Raw genomic sequence first — 18,082 nt, 5'->3', positions numbered from 1 at the left:
TTCCTATCAAGGAGGGCCTTTTTTTTATTCTAGCATAGAAAGCTTCTGCAGCAGTTTTAAAACCGAAACGTATTTAATCCCGTATATTTGCATTTCAACGAGTTAATTTAACATCTAAAGCTAGTGTGAGCTAAAATGGTTAACTTTAATAGGATTGGTTTTGGTTTTTAATTCGAACAAACAATGCTTAGAAATCTTAGTTAAAATATATTTTAAAGGGACGTAAATGAGTTATTCATATGTAATTATTGACGACGATAAACAAAGCAATTTGGAAACTCAAGCTATGGCTGGCAGTTTTCCAGAATTGACTTTTATAGCATCGGCAAATAATTACAAGAAAGGTTTAAATATCATTCTCGAAAACAAACCTGATATTGTCTTTTTAGAAATAGACCCCACTAATATAAAAAGTAAATTATCTCTTTTATTAATTAATGAATTGCATCGCTGTTTAAAAGTGGTTCCGAAAATTGTGGTTGTCACCAAAAAGAAAAAGTTAGCCTTTGAAGCGATCAAATATGCGGTAACAGACTATATTTTAAAACCAGTTTCTAAGGGAGATTTTATTCAAATGCTATTAAAGCTTAATAACGACAGAGACAACTTTTCCTCCTTAAAAGACGAGAATAGCTCAAAGACGGTTCTAATTCATAACCATACCGCAACTGCTCAACAAGGTTTAGTGCTATGTATCAAGTCATACGGTGATTACCGTTACATAGACACTCGAGATATCGCTTACCTCAAAGCAGACAACAATTCTACAGATATACATTTAAAAACAGGGGAAATGATCACCGCTTTTAAAACATTAAAACATTTTGAATCAGCTTTGTATTATCCTTTTATTCGAATTCACAATAGTTACATCGTAAATAGTTGTTACATCTCCAGAATTCATACAGGGAATTCAGTTTGTCACATCAAAAATACTCTTACAAAAATTCCTTTCTCTAAAACGTATAAATCTAATATTGATTTGATTATTAGCAAAATTTCAAGTGATAATTACCTCGAAATCTAAAATTACTACGATTACCATAATTTGACGGTTGTTCACTAGTAAACAGCCGTAGTCTACCATATACGCCTAATTTTCAATCGTTAATCGGGGATGTCGTTATAATTTTACATCAAGAAACAGCAAATAAAGCAGTTTAAAAAAGTAAAATTTTACAACAATATAAAACCCTTAATTATGAAAAAATTAGTTTCAACAATCGCATTATTTTCTTTAGTAGTAACAATGAGTTCTTTCACAACTCCAGGAAACGGTAATAGCACAATAATTGGTGGTAGTTCAACAGGAGGAAATGTAAAAGTTGATGATATTATAGGTGGTAGTTCAACAGGAGGGAACGTTAAAGTTGATGATATTATAGGCGGTAGTTCAACAGGAGGAAATGTAAAAGTTGATGATATTATAGGTGGTAGTTCAACAGGAGGAAATGTGAAAGTTGATGATATTATAGGTGGTAGTTCAACAGGAGGAAATGTGAAATTAGACTAAATACCCTATTTATAAAAGATGTTTTAAAGGCTGTCATTTTGGACAGCCTTTTTTATTTCTTATCATTTAAAATATTTTAGTATTTTTGGGGAAACCTCGCCCCATTGAAAAAAGATTGTCGTTTTTATTTAACTCTTATTACTTTAATTATTTGTTTCAGTTGTTCAAATAAGGATAATTTTGAGAGTCAAACTACTATACATGATAGTTTGAAAACCTATTTTTCCTCAGCAAATGATTTTAATTTGCCTAAAAAAGAAAGACTAGCCTATACTAAAAAAGCCCTCAGTATTGTTAGTGACCAAGAAAATGATTCCATTGGTAGGGTAAACCTATTTAAAGTTGCCAATCGCTTTTACAATATTGGTGAATTTAATGACTATAGTCATACTGTTAGAGTGATTTTGCAACAATCCGCAAAAGTTATGGATACAACTAGTATGGCTAAAGCATACAATTATTTAGGGGACTATTATGATTCTCAATCAAAAATAGATAGCGCCTTCCAGTTTTATTATAAGGCTGAAAAATTATATAATGAGAAAGGTGATAAAAGTAATTTAGGAAGGACATTAATAAGTAAGTCTAGTTTGTTATTTAGATCTGGGGATTTTTTAGCTTCAGAGCAGTCAGTAATTAAAGCGTTGAGAGCTGTAAACGATGAGAAAAGTGCTGGAAATATCAGATTTGAAGCAAACAATATTTTGAGTTTGATCCATCATGAACTTGGAGACTATGAAACCGCTATATTATATAATAAAAAGGCATTAGCCATTACCGAATCGGAAGTTTTACACGAGGAGTTTCAATCTAAAGCTACTATCTATAATAACTTAGGTTTTTTATATTTAACTATAAAAAACTATCCTGCAGGTAAAGATTATTTTGAAAAAGGTTTGGCACAAGAAAATTTAAAAATTCAAAAGCCAGCGCTGTATGCAATGTTAGTCGATAATTTTGCGTATTCTAAATTTTTACTAAAAGATGATAAAGACGTTTTAGATCTATTCTATAAGTCTTTAAAAATGAGGGAAGATTTAGATTTAAAATCAGGTATTTTTGTAAATAAAGTTCATCTCGCTGAATACTTTGCGGCTAAAAAAGATAGTGCTAAAGCTGTTAAGTATTTAAAGGAGGCTCTTGCATTGGCTAGAAGTACAAAAGTTTCCAGGGATATCTTGGCTGCGTTAAAAGAGCTAGCTATCGTAGAACCTGAAAATGCTACAGCTTACAATACAGAATATATTCATTTAAACGAAGAGCTTCAAAAAGCAGAGCGTAAAATGGGCGATAAATTTACTCGTATAGAATACGAAACAGATCAACTTAAAAATGAATATTCAGATTTAGAAACTCAAAATAGAAATCTAGTATATTTATTTATTTTCATACTCTTTGTAGCCTTCCTTTTTTACATTATTCAAGCTCAAAAAACTAAAAACAAAGAGCTGGAATACAAACACCAACAGCAAATTTCAAATGAGGAGATCTATAATTTAATGATTTCTCAGCAAAGTACTATCGAAATCAATAGAGTAGAAGAAAAGAAACGCGTGGCTCAAGAGTTGCACGATGGTGTGTTGGGTAGAATTTTTGGTGTGCGTATGAACTTAGATAGTTTGAATGGCTTTAATGACGATATGGCTGTCCAGCAACGAAATAGTTATCTATCAGAATTAAAAAATATAGAACAAGATATTAGAGAAATTTCACATGATTTAAGTAAAGAGAAATCCGAATTAATTAATAACTTCGTAGCAATTATTGAAAATTTATTCGAAGAGCAAAGAAAAACCTACCGCACTATACTTACAACAACCATAGATTCTGCGATAAAATGGGAGACAGTGGCCAACTCAGTAAAAATCAATTTTTATCGCATTGTACAAGAATCTTTGCAAAATATTAATAAGTATGCTTTTGCTGATGCTATTAATATTAAATTTATAAAGGAAAATGACCATATCGTTTTAACGATTAGCGATGACGGAGTAGGATTTGATACTAAAGCAAAAAGTAAAGGAATAGGTCTACAAAATATTTACTCTAGAACCAAAGACTGTAACGGAAAGATCGTTATTGAGTCTAATAGAAAACAAGGTACAATTATAATTATCACAGCTCCAATCGAAAAAATATAAACACCTACAAAACAACAATGACAAGTAACCCTGCGACTAATGCCAGCATTAAGAACAATATTTTAATTGTAGATGATCACCCTTTTATTATTCAAGGGTATAAAAATGCGATTACTAGATATCAACCTAATAATTTTGAATTCATAATTGATGAAGCAAAAGACTGTGAGTCTGCTTATCACTTAATAACTAACCCGGATACACCAAGTTTTGACATTGCATTTTTAGATATTAGCATGCCTACTTATGAGGAAAAACAACTTTATTCTGGCGAGGATTTAGCAAGACTTTTATTAGAAGTAATGCCCAATTGTAAGATTATTTTATTAACGATGTTTACAGAGTTTTTGAAAATTCAAACAATAATTAACGGCATTAATCCTTATGGTCTAGTTATTAAAAATGATTTAACTTTTGATGAATTGCTTTTTGCTTTTGACAAAGTAATTAATGGTGAGCGCTACTATAGCCAATCGGTTATAAAAATGTTAGAGTCACAGGATAATGGTATCGAAATAGATTTATTTGATAAACAAATACTTTTTCATTTGTCAAAGGCTACGAAGTCTAAAGACATGACGCAGTATATTCCTATTTCCTTAAACGCTATAGAGGCGCGTAAATTAAATTTAAAGAAAGTATTAGGACTGCCTGAAGGAACGGATATTGAACTAGTAAGGGAAGCAAGAAATAAAGGCTTACTTTTTTAAGCAAAGTTTATTTATAAAAAAGGGCATCATTTTAAATAATGATGCCCTTTTAAGTTTATTCGCTTAATGCGTTCCAACCTCTAGCTTTAAGAGGTATGCGCGTATTAGCTCTAGTAACCAAATGTATTCCTTCACTTTCTTGAACCATATGTCCAATAATTGAAAAATTAGGATTTGCCTTAATTTTTTCGAAATCTTCCATTGCGATAGTGAATAATAATTCATAATCTTCTCCACCATTAATCGCTACTGTAGTACTATCAATATTGAATTCTTCACAAACGCTTATTAATTGAGGATCTAGCGGTAATTTGTCTTCGTATAAATTACAACCTACACTTGATTGCTTGCATAAATGCATAATTTCTGATGAAAGTCCGTCAGAGATATCAATCATAGATGTTGGCTTAATTTCAAGCGCATGTAATAATGTTCGAACATCCTTACGAGCTTCAGGTTTTAATTGACGCTCAATTAAATAAGTATACGCATCTAAGTCTGGTTGCGAATTTGGATTCACATTAAAAACTTGTTTTTCTCTTTCTAGCACTTGTAAGCCCATATAAGCTGCGCCTATATCACCTGTAACTACTAATAAATCAGAGCTTTTTGCTCCATTTCTATATACAATTTCCTCTTCGTCTGCTTCTCCAATAGCGGTAATACTAATGATTAACCCTTTTTGTGATGAGGTTGTATCACCACCTATTACATCCACTTTATATTCAGCGGCTGCGTGAGCAATTCCTTCGAATAATTCATCTAAAGCTTCTAATGGGAAGCGATTAGAGACGGCAACAGACACGGTGATTTGAGTAGCTTTTGCATTCATTGCACAGATGTCAGAAATATTCACCACCACAGCTTTGTATCCAAGATGTTTTAAAGGCATGTAAGCCAAATCAAAGTGAACTCCTTCTATCAATAAATCAGTAGAAACAACTACTTTCTTTTCTTTAAAATCCAAAACAGCTGCATCATCTCCAATACCTTTTAATGTAGAACTTTGAGTTACTTCGAAGTTTTTAGTAAGGTGATCTATCAGTCCAAATTCTCCTAATTGTGCAATACTAGTGCGTTGTGGGTTTTTATCTTCAATCATTATTTTTAATTTAAAAAGCAAAGGTACAAAGATAATTAGATAGTGATTTTTCAAGGAGCATGTATTTGATTTTTTGTAAGAATATTTTCGATTTAGTGTTAATATTATTGTAACAAATGAAGCGACTTTACAACTAACCTATAAACCATTTAAACTTTTTAGAATGAATCTTAAAATAACTAATCTTAGTAAGACGTATAAAAACGGTGTAAAAGCACTTGATAACTTGAATTTAGAAATAGGCACAGGAATGTTTGGTCTTCTTGGACCTAACGGTGCTGGTAAGTCATCATTGATGCGAACTATTGCTACTTTGCAAAAACCAGATTCAGGTTCGATTGAATTTGACGGTGCCGATATTTTACAAGATCAGATGTCATTAAGAAAAGTTTTGGGATACTTACCACAGGAATTCGGAGTGTATCCCAATATGTCTGCTGAAAGTTTATTAGATTATTTTGCTCAATTAAAAGGAATTTCGAGTAAAAAAGAAAGACAAGAGATCATCAAACAAGTCCTAGAGGTGACTAATTTGTATGAAGTTAGAATGAAATTTGTAAACGGCTATTCTGGAGGAATGAAGCAACGTTTTGGAATCGCCCAACTACTGTTGAATAACCCAAAATTAATTATAGTTGACGAACCTACTTCTGGTTTAGATCCAGCAGAAAGGCACCGTTTTTTGAATGTATTACGCGAGATAGGAACAAACCATACTGTTATCTTTTCGACGCACATTGTTGATGATGTGAAAGAACTTTGTAATGAGGTGGCTATTTTAAATGGAGGAAAAATTCTAACTAAAGGTACACCTACAGCAGTTATAGCAGCACTTCAGGGAACAATATGGACTAAGGTTATTGACAGGGAAAGCCTAGAGGAAAACGAGAAAAAATTCAATGTGATTTCGTCTAATTATAATCAAGACAATACATTAAATATTAGAGTGCAAAGTACAGAGCAGCCTGATGAAGCTTTTGTTATGGCTGCACCACAATTAGAAGATGTATATTTTGTAGCACTTAAAAAAGATACGGTATTATGTTAGGAACTATTTTTACATTTGAAGTAAAAAGGTGGCTTACAAATCCGTCTTTTTACATTTATGCAGGTCTGTTTTTTATTTTCTCATTATTAATGATGGGTGGCGCTTTAGGGATCTTTGATGGTCTCACTGTGACCGCTTCATCAAATACATTTGTCAACTCGCCTATAGCACTGAACGGTTTAATAAACGGCTTATCGACATTTACCTATTTCTTAGTGCCTACAATTATTGGTGCCTCTATCTACAAGGATTTTAAGTACAATATGCACACTATTCTCTTTTCGTATCCTTTTACAAAAATGGATTATCTATTAGGGAAATTTTTAAGTTCGCTTTTTATAGTAATTTTAATCGTAGCCACTATTGGTGTCGCTACCTATCTAGCTAGTTTTTTACCAGGTATAAATCAAGATTTATTAGGCTCTTATAGTATTGTAGCTTACTTGCAGATTTATTGCATTTTCGTCATTCCGAATTTATTTTTTTACGGAGTTATCGTTTTTGCTATCGTTACTATTTCTAGAAATATTTCAGTGGGCTTTATAGCTGTAATTGTATTACTATTTATAGATGGTGTTATTGGTGGCTATACGAGAGATGCTGATAACCGTTATCTAGCAGGAATTCTAGATCCTTCAGGTAGTGAAGCTTTATCTTACTATACACAATATTGGACCGCTTCAGAGAAAAACGCAAATCTACTACCTTTTGAGAGCGTGATGATTTACAATAGATTGTTATGGTTAGGAGTAGCAGTAGTTATATTTATTTTGTTATACCGTTACTTTTCATTTACTCAAACGGCGCTGACCTTCGGGAAAAGTAAAAATGTAGAGCGAGTTACTAAAAATAATTTTGGGGGTATTACTAGAATAAAACTTCCAAATACTACTTTTGATTATTCGACTAAGAACAATTTGAAAACAGCTTGGAATCTTTCGAATATTGATTTTGTTTTCATCGTAAAAAATTGGGTGTTTATAAGTATTGTAATTGTAGGACTGCTATTTATATTGCTAACTTCATTAACATCTGGTGTTATTTTTGGAACAAGTACCTATCCTACAACTTGGCAAATGCTAGAAATTCCGGGAAGCACTTTTGGATTGTTTATTAATCTGCTCACCTTCTTGTTTGCAGGTATTCTAACACATCATGGCGCAACAACTAGAATGAACCATTTAGTCGATGTTACGCCTACACCTAACTGGGTATTTTTAGTCTCTAAGTTTTTGGCGGTAGTCAAAATGCAAATCGTTTTACTTGCAGTAATTCTAATTGCTGGTGTTGCTATTCAAACATACCATGGTTATTTTAATTTTGAAATAGGCCATTATTTATACGAGCTGTACTTTATAAAGTTGATTAATTTTATAATATGGGCTTTCTTAGCCTTTTTTATACAAACACTTTTTAAGAATTACTTATTAGGATTTTTTGTTTTGCTTGTGCTGTCAATTGGATTAGCATATCTACCGGCTATCGGGGTTGAACAAGCTGTATTTAGGTTCAATAGTGATAGCGGCTTTCAGTATTCTGATATGAATGGTTATGGAAGTAGCTTACCGCTTTATTTCCTTTATAAAGGATATTGGTTTATGCTTGGGCTGGCTTTATTTGGCCTTACATTATTATTTTGGACAAGAGGAATGGGACAAAAAGCTTCGGCTAGACTGAAAGACGCCAAAGATCGTTTTAACGGAAAAAAAGCACTTTTAATTCGTTTATCATTGATAGGATTTCTAGGATTAGGTGCCACTTTTTACTATCAAAATAATATTCTACATGAGTATGAGTCTAATTTAGATAATGAGAAAGCACAAGCAAACTGGGAAAAGAAATACAAGAAATATCAAAATTTTATACAACCACGCATCACAGCGATTAATGTTGATATCGCTTTATATCCTGAAAAAAGAGATTTTGTAGCAAGCGGAACGTATATTTTAAAGAACAAAAGCAAGCAGGCTATTGACTCTATATTAATAAACTACAATGATTTCAAAACAGAAGTCAAATTTGCTGTTGCATCCAAGTTAGTCTCAAAGGACAGTGTCTTTAATTTTGACATCTACAAACTAGATAAACCGTTAGCTGTAGGGGATTCGATTGTGATGAATTTCGAAATAAAAAATGAACCAAATAGTATTTTTAGATCCAACTCACCAGTTATAGGCAATGGGACCTTTATCAATAATAGTATATTTCCATCGATAGGTTATAGCGATAAAAGTGAACTGACAGATGATGATGTGAGAAAAACCTATGGCTTAAAGCCAAAGGAACGTATGGCCAATCCTACTGATTCTATTGCGAGAATGAATACGTACATTAGTAATGATGCAGACTGGGTGCAATTTGAAACTACAATAAGTACAGCAGGAGACCAAATTGCAATTGCTCCAGGATATTTGCAGAAACAATGGAAAAAAGACGGAAGAAATTACTTTCATTATAAAATGGATCAAAAAATGCTAAATTTCTATGCTTACAATTCAGCTAATTATGTATTCAAAAAAGACCAATGGAAAAATGTCGCTATCGAAATCTATTATCAAGAGGGACACGAGTATAATTTAGATCGAATGATTTCGGCTGTCAAAAAATCATTAGATTATTATACAACTAATTTTAGTCCGTACCAGCACAAACAAGTTCGTATCATCGAATACCCTAAAACACTGGGACAGTTTGCACAATCATATGCGAATACAATTCCATTTTCTGAAGGAATAGGTTTTATAGCAGCTGTAGATGATGAAGATCAAGATGCGGTAGATTACCCGTTCTCGGTAACTTCTCATGAGATTGCACATCAATGGTGGGCACACCAAGTGATAGGTGCTAATGTACAGGGAGCTACAATGTTATCTGAAAGTCTATCAGAATATAGTTCGCTCAAAGTTTTGGAGCACCAATATGGTAAATCGCAAATGCGCAAATTTCTTAAAGATGCTCTTGACAAATATCTGCAAGGAAGAACAAGAGAACGTAAAAAAGAACAGCCTTTAATGTACAATGAATCACAACAATACATACATTATAATAAAGGATCGCTTGTTTTTTATGCATTGAGTGATTTCATTGGTGAGAAAAAATTGAATGGGGTTTTAAAAGCATATTTGCAAAAGGTAGCATTTCAAGATGCGCCCTATACCAATAGTATTGAGCTAGTGACTATGTTAAAAGAAGCGACTCCAGATTCTTTAAAATATACGATTAAAGATATGTTTGAAACCATCACTTTGTATGACAATAACATTAGTAACGTTACTAGTAAAAAATTAAAAAATGGGAAGTACCAAGTAGATATTCAATTCAATGTGGCTAAATATCGTTCAGACGATCAAGGAGCTAGAATTTTTAAAGATTCTAATGGGAAGACCATAACATACAAGAAAAAGGGTGACGAAATAGGTCTTAGTTCATTGCCTATAAATGATTTTATCGAAATTGGAATCTTTAAGCAGGATGAGGTTAAAGATAAAAAGATTGAAAAACAACTGCATCTTAAAAAGTACAGAATCAGTAAGATTGATAATAAACTTTCGATCATTGTTGACGAAAAACCCACAGAGGTTGGCGTGGATCCATTTAATAAATTGATTGACACCAATTCTGATGATAATCGTAGAAAACTTTAATTTGTTTTAATTTGAAAAGGCGAAGGGATTACTCTTCGCTTTTTTTATTTTTAAATGATATTGTTATTTTGAATTAATTTGATTTAAGCTTAAATTTATAACATGAAACAATATAAAATTACAACGGTAACGGTTAATCCAGCCTTAGATAAAAGTACGCATTTGCGAGGTCTGGTTCCAGAACAAAAAATTAGATGTGATGCGCCAAGATACGACGCAGGTGGTGGCGGAATCAATGTTTCTAAAGCAATCGCGCGTTTAAACGGAGAATCGTTAGCATTATTTACTGCTGGTGGACCAACGGGTGAAATGATTAAAGAACTGCTTATTAAAGAGGGTATAAAAGTCGATCCAATCACGGTGCAAAACTGGACACGCGAAAGTTTTGTAGCTGTAGATGATAATACCAACTCTCAATATCGATTTGGTTTTCCAGGTGCCGCTTTAAGCGAACCAGAAAAAGAAATGATACTCGAAAAAGTAAAAGCGATAGCAACAGATTTTCTAGTGCTAAGTGGCAGTTTGAACGAAGGTTTGCCTACTGATTTCTACAAGCAAATTGCTGAAATTGCGAAGGAGTCCAATATAAAAGTAATTGTAGATACTTCAGGAGAGTCGTTACAAAAAGTCCTTGAAACAAATGTCTATCTAATCAAACCAAATGTAGGGGAGTTAGCCAAACTAGTAGGAGTCGATCGTCTCGAAATGGAAGAGGTGAACGACGCAGCAAAGAAAATCATTGCACAAGGAAGTGCAGAAATTATTGTTGTTTCGTTAGGGCCACAAGGCGCTGCGTTAATTACTAAGGATTCATATGATTATGTTCCCGCTCCTAACGTGGCTAAAAAAAGCACTGTGGGTGCCGGAGATAGTATGGTAGGTGGAATGGTGTGGGCGCTTTCGCAAAATAAAAGCTTGCAGGAAGTATTGCGTTGGGGAGTAGCCTGCGGATCTGCAGCAACGATGAATGAGGGAACGCAATTGTTCAAAATTGAAGATGCAAACCGATTGTTTGAATGGTTGAAATCAAAGTAAGCACTATTCAAAATTACTATTTCAAATTCCAAAAAAATCAAGAAAAAACCCTGACAAAATTCACATTGTCAGGGTTTTCAGTATTGTAGTTCCCCTTCAGGGGTTAGGACATATTAGTCATTCAATTTCAATACAGCCATAAACGCTTCTTGCGGAATCTCTACGTTACCAACAAGTCTCATACGTTTTTTACCTTTCTTTTGTTTCTCAAGTAACTTACGCTTTCTAGAGATATCTCCACCGTAACATTTGGCCGTAACATCTTTACGTAAGGCTTTGATCGTTTCACGCGAAATCACTTTCACACCGATCGCAGCTTGTACCGGAATATCAAATTGTTGACGCGGAATTAATTCTTTCAACTTTTCACACATTTTTTTACCAATAGAATAAGCATTGTCAACGTGCATCAATGATGATAAAGCATCAACAATAGTCGCATTCAATAAAATATCTACTTTCACTAAGTTTGAAGTACGCATCCCAATAGGTGTGTAATCAAATGATGCATATCCTTTTGAAACTGTTTTCAAACGATCGTAAAAGTCAAATACAATTTCTGCAAGAGGCATATCAAAAGTTAACTCAACTCTTTCAGTAGTCAAGTAGGTTTGATTGGTAATCAAGCCACGTTTTTCAATACATAAACTCATTACGTTACCTACGTAATCTGCTTTTGTAATGATAGTCGCTTTTATAAAAGGCTCCTCTACATGGTCTAAACGAGAAGGCTCTGGCAAGTCAGATGGATTATTTACCACAAGAACTGTATCAGGATCCTTCTTAGTAAACGCGTGGTAAGAAACGTTAGGAACCGTAGTAATCACGGTCATATTAAACTCACGTTCTAGACGCTCTTGGATAATCTCCATGTGCAACATTCCTAAAAATCCACAACGAAAACCAAACCCTAAGGCTGCTGAACTTTCTGGTAAAAAAACTAACGATGCATCGTTCAATTGTAGTTTTTCCATAGAGTTTCTTAACTCTTCGTAATCTTCAGTATCTACAGGGTAGATTCCAGCAAAAACCATTGGTTTTACATCTTCAAAACCTGTAATTACATTTGTCGTCGGCGTTTTAGCATCAGTCAGTGTATCACCCACTTTTACTTCTTTCGCTTCCTTAATTCCCGAAATTAAATAACCAACATCTCCAGCCGAAATCACTTGTTTCGGAACTTGGTTTAGTTTCAAGGTACCAATTTCATCAGCAAAATATTCATTACCAGTGGCCATGAATTTAATTTTTTGCCCTTTTTTGATTTCTCCATTTACCACTCTAAAAATAACTTCAATACCTCTAAAAGGGTTGTAGTGAGAGTCAAATATCAGTGCTTGTAATGGTTCGTCTTTATTTCCTGATGGTGGTGGAATTTTTTCGATAATAGCAGCCAAAATATTTTCGACACCAAAACCTGTTTTCCCTGAAGCATGAATAATATCTTCTAGTTTACACCCTAATAAATCAATAATATCATCACTAACCTCTTCGGGATTAGCAGATGGTAAATCTACTTTGTTCAAAACTGGAATAATTTCCAAGTCATTTTCTAAAGCTAGATATAAATTCGAAATCGTTTGTGCTTGAATACTTTGAGCAGCATCTACAATCAATAATGCACCTTCGCAGGCAGCAATTGATCTCGAAACTTCATATGAAAAATCTACGTGTCCTGGAGTATCAATTAAGTTAAGGATGTATTCCTCACCTTGATAGGTATATTCCATCTGGATTGCGTGACTTTTAATGGTAATACCACGCTCACGCTCTAGGTCCATATTGTCTAGTAACTGTGCCTTTTCTTGACGTGCTGTAACAGTTTGTGTAGCACCTAATAAACGGTCTGCAAGTGTACTCTTACCGTGATCAATATGTGCAATAATGCAAAAATTCCTTATTTTTTTCATCTTCGTAAATCAGTCAATTAGTATCAAAATACATTTGATATTTGAATGTGCAAATATAGGGCAAAGTTTTAAACATTTTACTTACTATTTTAAAAGATAAATAGAAAGCTTAAACAAATCTTAAATGTTTGATTATTTGGGGAATAATACGTTTTTATCACTAAATTTGTATCCCTTAAATTTTAAAAATTTGAATTACGAACGAGTAAAAGAAAAATTGGAAATCCTTGCAGATGCTGCTAAATACGATGTTTCTTGTTCATCAAGCGGAGGTAACAGAAAGAACGCATCAAAAGGATTAGGCGATTCATCAGCAACGGGTATTTGCCACACTTACACTGAGGACGGGCGTTGCGTGTCTTTATTAAAAATATTATTAACTAATTTCTGTATTTATGATTGTGCTTACTGCGTAACTCGCATAAGTAACGACATACAGCGCGCTGCATTTACTGTAGACGAGGTTGTCGATTTAACCATGAGTTTTTATAGAAGAAATTATATAGAAGGATTATTCTTAAGTTCTGGAATATTTAAAAATGCCGATTATACTATGGAACGATTGGTGCGTGTGGCAAAAAAATTGCGTTTAGAACATAATTTTAACGGCTACATTCATTTAAAGAGTATTCCTGACGCGAGTGACGAACTCATGCGTGAAGCAGGCTTGTATGCAGATCGATTAAGTATGAATTTGGAGATTCCAACAGAGTCAGGATTGAAATTACTTGCGCCAGACAAAAGTCACCAGCAAATGATTAAACCAATGGATTTTGTTAAAAACGAAATTCTAATTTACAAAGACGAGAAGAAAATCATTAAGTCAACACCTAAGTTTGCACCTGCAGGACAAAGTACGCAAGTAATTGTGGGAGCGACTCCAGAAACCGACTTGCAAATTATAAAAGTAGCAGATCACTTTTATAAAAATTTTAATTTAAAGCGTGTGTATTATTCGGGTTACGTACCTGTTTCAAATGATGCTCGTTTGCCAGCTTTGGGTTCGCAAGTTCCTTTAGTACGTGAAAATAGATTGTATCAAGCTGATTGGTTAATGCGTTTTTACGGCTTTAAAGCCAATGAAATTCTAGAGCAAAACAATCCGTTTTTAGACTTAGAGGTAGATCCAAAAATGAGTTGGGCATTGCGAAATGTCGATAAGTTTCCGGTAATGATACAAACAGCGCCTTTAGAAATGATTTTGAGAGTGCCTGGAATTGGAGTAAAATCGGCGTATAAAATTATCCAAGCTAGACGCTTTAAAAATCTAACGTTAGAACATATTAAAAAAATAGGGGTATCGACTAATAGAGCCAAATATTTTATCACTGTTGCAAATGCAAATAGAAGTTTGGATTTTCTAGATGCAGTGAATTTAAAAGATATAATTCTAAAAGATACTAGGAGCAAATTCGAAAATCCTTTTAGCAATCAATTATCACTTTTAAATGACGATTCTTTCTTACGATAATACACTAGAGGGTTTTTTTACTGCTGTTTTCGAAATTTTCGAATACAAATATCAAGATGTTTCAATCATTGGTGCTGATAAAGCCCAAAATGTTCTTTTTGCCGAAGTCATTACTGTAATTACAAACGATGAAAAGTCAGATCGAGTATTGGCGCGTTTAGAAAAGCAGTTGGGCAAAGAAGGGGTGAGACAAATTTTGTACGCGTTTTTATCTGAGACAGAAGATGCTGAAAATATTTTATTTAGAGCAATTAAATACGCTGTTGATAATTCGGGCAAAAATGTATTTGCTGATTTCTCCAATCCTGATGTTCTCAAGATTTCTAAATTAGTAAAAAGCGTAGGGAGAGAGAAGCATCGAATGGAAGCTTTTATTCGATTCGAATTGTTGAAAGACGGCATCTATTTTGCTAAAATTTATCCTGACTTTAATGTGTTAACTTTGGTTGTTCGACACTTTAAAAACAGATACCAAGATCAAAAATGGTTGATATATGACTTTAAAAGAGGGTACGGAGTGTACTACGATTTAGAAAATACAGAGATAGTGACTTTAGATGCTGATGTCGAAAAAAAGCTCCAAGATGAAGACGGTATTTACGACGACAAAGAAATTAATTACCAAAAATTATGGGTCGAATATTTCGATCACACCAATATAAAAGAAAGAAAAAATATGAAGTTGCATGTGCAGCATGTGCCTAAACGATACTGGAAATATTTAACTGAGAAAAAAATATTTTAGGCAATCCTTTAGAAAACCGTATTTTTGCAAAAAATTAAACGAAGATGATTAAGATTGGCAACATAGAATTACCTGATTTCCCTTTACTACTTGCACCTATGGAAGATGTGAGCGACCCGCCTTTTCGTAGGTTGTGTAAAATGCATGGTGCCGATATGATGTACTCTGAGTTTATTTCTTCAGAAGGTTTGATTCGTGACGCCATAAAAAGCCGCATGAAATTAGATATTTTTGATTACGAACGCCCTGTGGGAATCCAAATATTTGGAGGTGATGAAGAAGCAATGGCACTTTCGTCTAAGATTGTATCCACTGTAAATCCGGATATTATTGATATTAACTTTGGTTGCCCTGTAAAAAAAGTAGTTTGTAAAGGTGCTGGAGCCGGAGTCTTAAAAGATGTTGATTTAATGATTCGCTTAACACAAGCTGTGATCGATAGTACGCATTTACCAGTTACGGTAAAAACGCGTTTGGGTTGGGATGATAGTTCAATTAATATCGATGAGGTGGCTGAGCGTCTACAAGACATTGGTGTTGCTGCATTAAGCATACACGCTAGAACTCGTGCCCAAATGTACAAAGGCCATTCTGACTGGTCGCATATTGCTAGAGTAAAAAATAACCCTAGAATTACGATGCCTATTTTTGGAAATGGAGATATTGATAGTCCCGAAAAAGCCTTGCAATATAAGAATGAATACGGTATCGACGGTATTATGATTGGTCGTGCTGCGATAGGTTATCCTTGGATTTTTAACGAAATCAAACATTTCTTTGAAACGGGGGAACATTTGGCTAAGCCTACAGTAATAGATCGTGTAGAAGCGGTTCGCAATCACTTAACTTGGGCAATGGAATGGAAAGGAGAACGTTTAGGAATTGTAGAAACCCGCCCGCATTATACCAATTATTTCAAAGGGATTCACTCGTTCAAGCCATTCAAACAAAAACTAGTTACTGAAGATAATCCTTTAGAGTTGTTTGCTATTTTAAACGAAATAGAACAAGCTTATGCTGGTTATGAAGTAGTATAAACAATTTATAAATAAGATTTAAAAAGAAATTCCACTAATTATCACAGTTCAAATTGTGAAAATTAGTGGAATTTCTTTTTTTAGAATACCTGAAATTTTACTCTAATAATTTTTTGCTCACGCGACTACTTGCAATTAACGAGGCTATAAATCCTAAAATGACAATTGTTCCCATTACAATTAAGACATTTTCGATAGAGAAAATCACAGGATAAGCTAGTGTGGGCGTAATCATAACCAACTGATAATGTTGTTGAATTAAGACAATGATTATTCCTAAAACCAAACCAATAATTCCCCCAAAAACACTTAGTAAAGTACCTTGCAGTAAAAATATCTTTCTCAAATCTTTGATTTCGACTCCAAGATTAAAAAGCGTTTTAAGATTGCCTTTTTTGTCAAGAATCATCATAATTAGCGCACCAATTAAATTAAAAAGCGCAACTACAATCACAAGCGTAAATATTAAGTACACCGCAATATTTTCGGTATTCAACATTTTATACAAAGACTCATTGAGTTGTGCTCTGTTTTTAATGGTGATTTTATTATTAAATATACTGTTTAGCTCTGCTATAATCAAATTTTCATTGGCACCCGCTTTTTCTTTTATTTCGATTCCCGAAATTTGATTGGGCTTAAACTCTAATAATTCTTGCGCCAAACCCAAGTCGGCAAAAACATATTTTGAGTCTAAATCTGGACTTATTGCGTAAATACCAATAGGATATACTTGACTTTTATTAAAAGCCTGTTCGGCACTTTCAATCGTTCCTTTTCCAGGTTTAGGCACCCATACTTCCAGTTGATTATTAAAGTCTAATAACCCCATAGAAAATTTTTGAGCGATACCATAGCCCATCACGACTTGATAGGTATTTGGTGCTAACCACTGTCCGTTATAAAGTGTTTTTTTAATATCATTGACAGCGTTAAAATTAGTGTCAACGCCTTTTAGATAAGTCACTTCTTGCTTGTCATTAAAAACAAACAAGACACGTTCTTCTATTATTTTTGAGTAGGAGGCGAGCCCGTCAATCTTCTTGATTTCGGCCTCTTGCTCGGGCGAAATAAAAAATGATTTGCCCAGAGTGCTACTTATTTTTATGTCGGGATCAATGTCATTTGTAAACGAAAGGCTGAAAACTTTCAGTCCGCTAAAAACAGATAAAACCACAAACAAAGCCATGGCGCCCACAATGATACCCATACTCGCAATGCGATTAATGATATTTATAGCATTGTTTTTACTGTTACTAAGAATGTAACGTTTGGCTATGTAAAGAGGAAAATTCAAATTATATCAACTTGCGTTTTTCTAAAAGGTCTCTGTTTTCAATAGGATTGTCTCTATTTGACAAAGCGTTGTTGATTTTTTCGATATAATCTAAAGAGTCATCAATAAAGAAAACCAAGTTGGGTACTTTTCTCAATTGCAAACGCACTCTTTGTGATAAATCATGCTTAATTGTTTTAGCATTCGACTTCACAGCCTCCAAAATTTCACCAGCTTTTTCTTGAGGAAATACACTTAAATACACCGTTGCCACAGACAAATCTGTAGTCACACTAACTTTAGATACCGAAATAATTAAATTAGATACGCCATTTTTTCTCACTTCACCTTGCAGAATGTCAACCAAATCTTTTTGGATAACCCCACCTATTTTTTTCTGTCTATTTGTTTCCATAGTGCAAAAATACTACTTTTAAACATTAAACAAAC

Annotated in this window: 14 protein-coding genes; 10 read left to right on the top strand and 4 right to left on the bottom strand. The window is 33.7% G+C overall.

The features are described 5' to 3' along the window. Nucleotides 1-226 precede the first annotated feature (226 nt). The 4 genes from H603_RS0110210 (at nucleotide 227) to H603_RS0110195 (ending at nucleotide 4,364) form a co-directional block, all read left to right on the top strand. A complete protein-coding gene (locus H603_RS0110210; RefSeq protein WP_026708509.1) occupies nucleotides 227-1,027 on the top strand; it encodes a LytR/AlgR family response regulator transcription factor in 801 nt (266 codons plus the stop codon). Between the two features lie 174 nt (nucleotides 1,028-1,201). Then, the gene (locus H603_RS0110205) at nucleotides 1,202-1,513 is read left to right on the top strand and encodes a hypothetical protein (RefSeq protein ID WP_026708508.1); all 312 of its coding nucleotides are present in this window, start codon (nucleotides 1,202-1,204) and stop codon (nucleotides 1,511-1,513) included. 209 nt (nucleotides 1,514-1,722) lie between these two features. Next, entirely contained in the window at nucleotides 1,723-3,654 is a 1,932-nt protein-coding gene (locus H603_RS0110200; protein ID WP_245576106.1) for a tetratricopeptide repeat-containing sensor histidine kinase, read from the top strand. A gap of 17 nt (nucleotides 3,655-3,671) precedes the next feature. Continuing rightward, a complete protein-coding gene (locus H603_RS0110195) occupies nucleotides 3,672-4,364 on the top strand; it encodes a response regulator (RefSeq protein ID WP_026708506.1) in 693 nt (230 codons plus the stop codon). Between the two features lie 55 nt (nucleotides 4,365-4,419). Here H603_RS0110195 and thiL read toward each other — a convergent pair whose 3' ends face one another. Further along, on the bottom strand, nucleotides 4,420-5,466 hold the full coding sequence (thiL, locus tag H603_RS0110190) for a thiamine-phosphate kinase (protein ID WP_026708505.1): 1,047 nt from the start codon (nucleotides 5,464-5,466) through the stop codon (nucleotides 4,420-4,422). Nucleotides 5,467-5,629: 163 nt separating this feature from the next. Here thiL and H603_RS0110185 point away from each other — a divergent pair, with 163 nt between their 5' ends. The 3 genes from H603_RS0110185 (at nucleotide 5,630) to H603_RS0110175 (ending at nucleotide 11,193) form a co-directional block, all read left to right on the top strand. After that, nucleotides 5,630-6,514 carry an ABC transporter ATP-binding protein gene (locus H603_RS0110185; protein ID WP_026708504.1) on the top strand — a complete coding sequence of 295 codons (885 nt, stop codon included), beginning with the start codon at nucleotides 5,630-5,632 and terminating at the stop codon, nucleotides 6,512-6,514. Next, on the top strand, nucleotides 6,508-10,158 hold the full coding sequence (locus tag H603_RS0110180; RefSeq protein ID WP_026708503.1) for an ABC transporter permease/M1 family aminopeptidase: 3,651 nt from the start codon (nucleotides 6,508-6,510) through the stop codon (nucleotides 10,156-10,158). The genes H603_RS0110185 and H603_RS0110180 overlap by 7 nt, the downstream gene beginning before the upstream one ends. A 102-nt stretch (nucleotides 10,159-10,260) precedes the next feature. Next, nucleotides 10,261-11,193, top strand: a complete 933-nt coding sequence (locus tag H603_RS0110175; protein WP_026708502.1) for a 1-phosphofructokinase family hexose kinase — start codon at nucleotides 10,261-10,263, stop codon at nucleotides 11,191-11,193. Between the two features lie 113 nt (nucleotides 11,194-11,306). Here H603_RS0110175 and lepA read toward each other — a convergent pair whose 3' ends face one another. After that, nucleotides 11,307-13,103: a translation elongation factor 4 gene (gene lepA, locus H603_RS0110170; protein ID WP_026708501.1), complete on the bottom strand. Its 1,797-nt coding sequence runs from the start codon at nucleotides 13,101-13,103 to the stop codon at nucleotides 11,307-11,309. Between the two features lie 190 nt (nucleotides 13,104-13,293). Between lepA and H603_RS0110165 the strand changes: the two genes are divergently transcribed. The 3 genes from H603_RS0110165 to dusB are packed head-to-tail and all read left to right on the top strand — an operon-like array spanning nucleotide 13,294 to nucleotide 16,356. Then, complete coding sequence (locus H603_RS0110165; RefSeq protein ID WP_026708500.1) at nucleotides 13,294-14,574, top strand: putative DNA modification/repair radical SAM protein; 1,281 nt, start codon at nucleotides 13,294-13,296, stop codon at nucleotides 14,572-14,574. Next, on the top strand, nucleotides 14,552-15,319 hold the full coding sequence (locus H603_RS0110160) for a TIGR03915 family putative DNA repair protein (RefSeq protein ID WP_026708499.1): 768 nt from the start codon (nucleotides 14,552-14,554) through the stop codon (nucleotides 15,317-15,319). The genes H603_RS0110165 and H603_RS0110160 overlap by 23 nt, the downstream gene beginning before the upstream one ends. 44 nt (nucleotides 15,320-15,363) lie before the next feature. Continuing rightward, nucleotides 15,364-16,356 (top strand): tRNA dihydrouridine synthase DusB, encoded by a 993-nt coding sequence (gene dusB / locus H603_RS0110155; RefSeq protein ID WP_026708498.1) that lies wholly within the window; start codon nucleotides 15,364-15,366, stop codon nucleotides 16,354-16,356. 97 nt (nucleotides 16,357-16,453) lie between these two features. Here the strand turns inward: dusB and H603_RS0110150 are convergent, their stop codons facing one another. Both H603_RS0110150 and rbfA read right to left on the bottom strand, forming a co-directional pair. After that, nucleotides 16,454-17,653: an ABC transporter permease gene (locus H603_RS0110150; protein ID WP_026708497.1), complete on the bottom strand. Its 1,200-nt coding sequence runs from the start codon at nucleotides 17,651-17,653 to the stop codon at nucleotides 16,454-16,456. A gap of 1 nt (nucleotide 17,654) precedes the next feature. After that, entirely contained in the window at nucleotides 17,655-18,047 is a 393-nt protein-coding gene (rbfA, locus tag H603_RS0110145) for a 30S ribosome-binding factor RbfA (RefSeq protein WP_026708496.1), read from the bottom strand. Nucleotides 18,048-18,082 lie beyond the last annotated feature (35 nt).

It is taken from the genome of Flavobacterium frigidarium DSM 17623 (assembly GCF_000425505.1).
GTDB lineage: Bacteria > Bacteroidota > Bacteroidia > Flavobacteriales > Flavobacteriaceae > Flavobacterium > Flavobacterium frigidarium.
The sequence above is the reverse complement of the archived record's forward strand: the minus strand, read 5'-3'. Positions and strand labels throughout refer to the sequence as shown.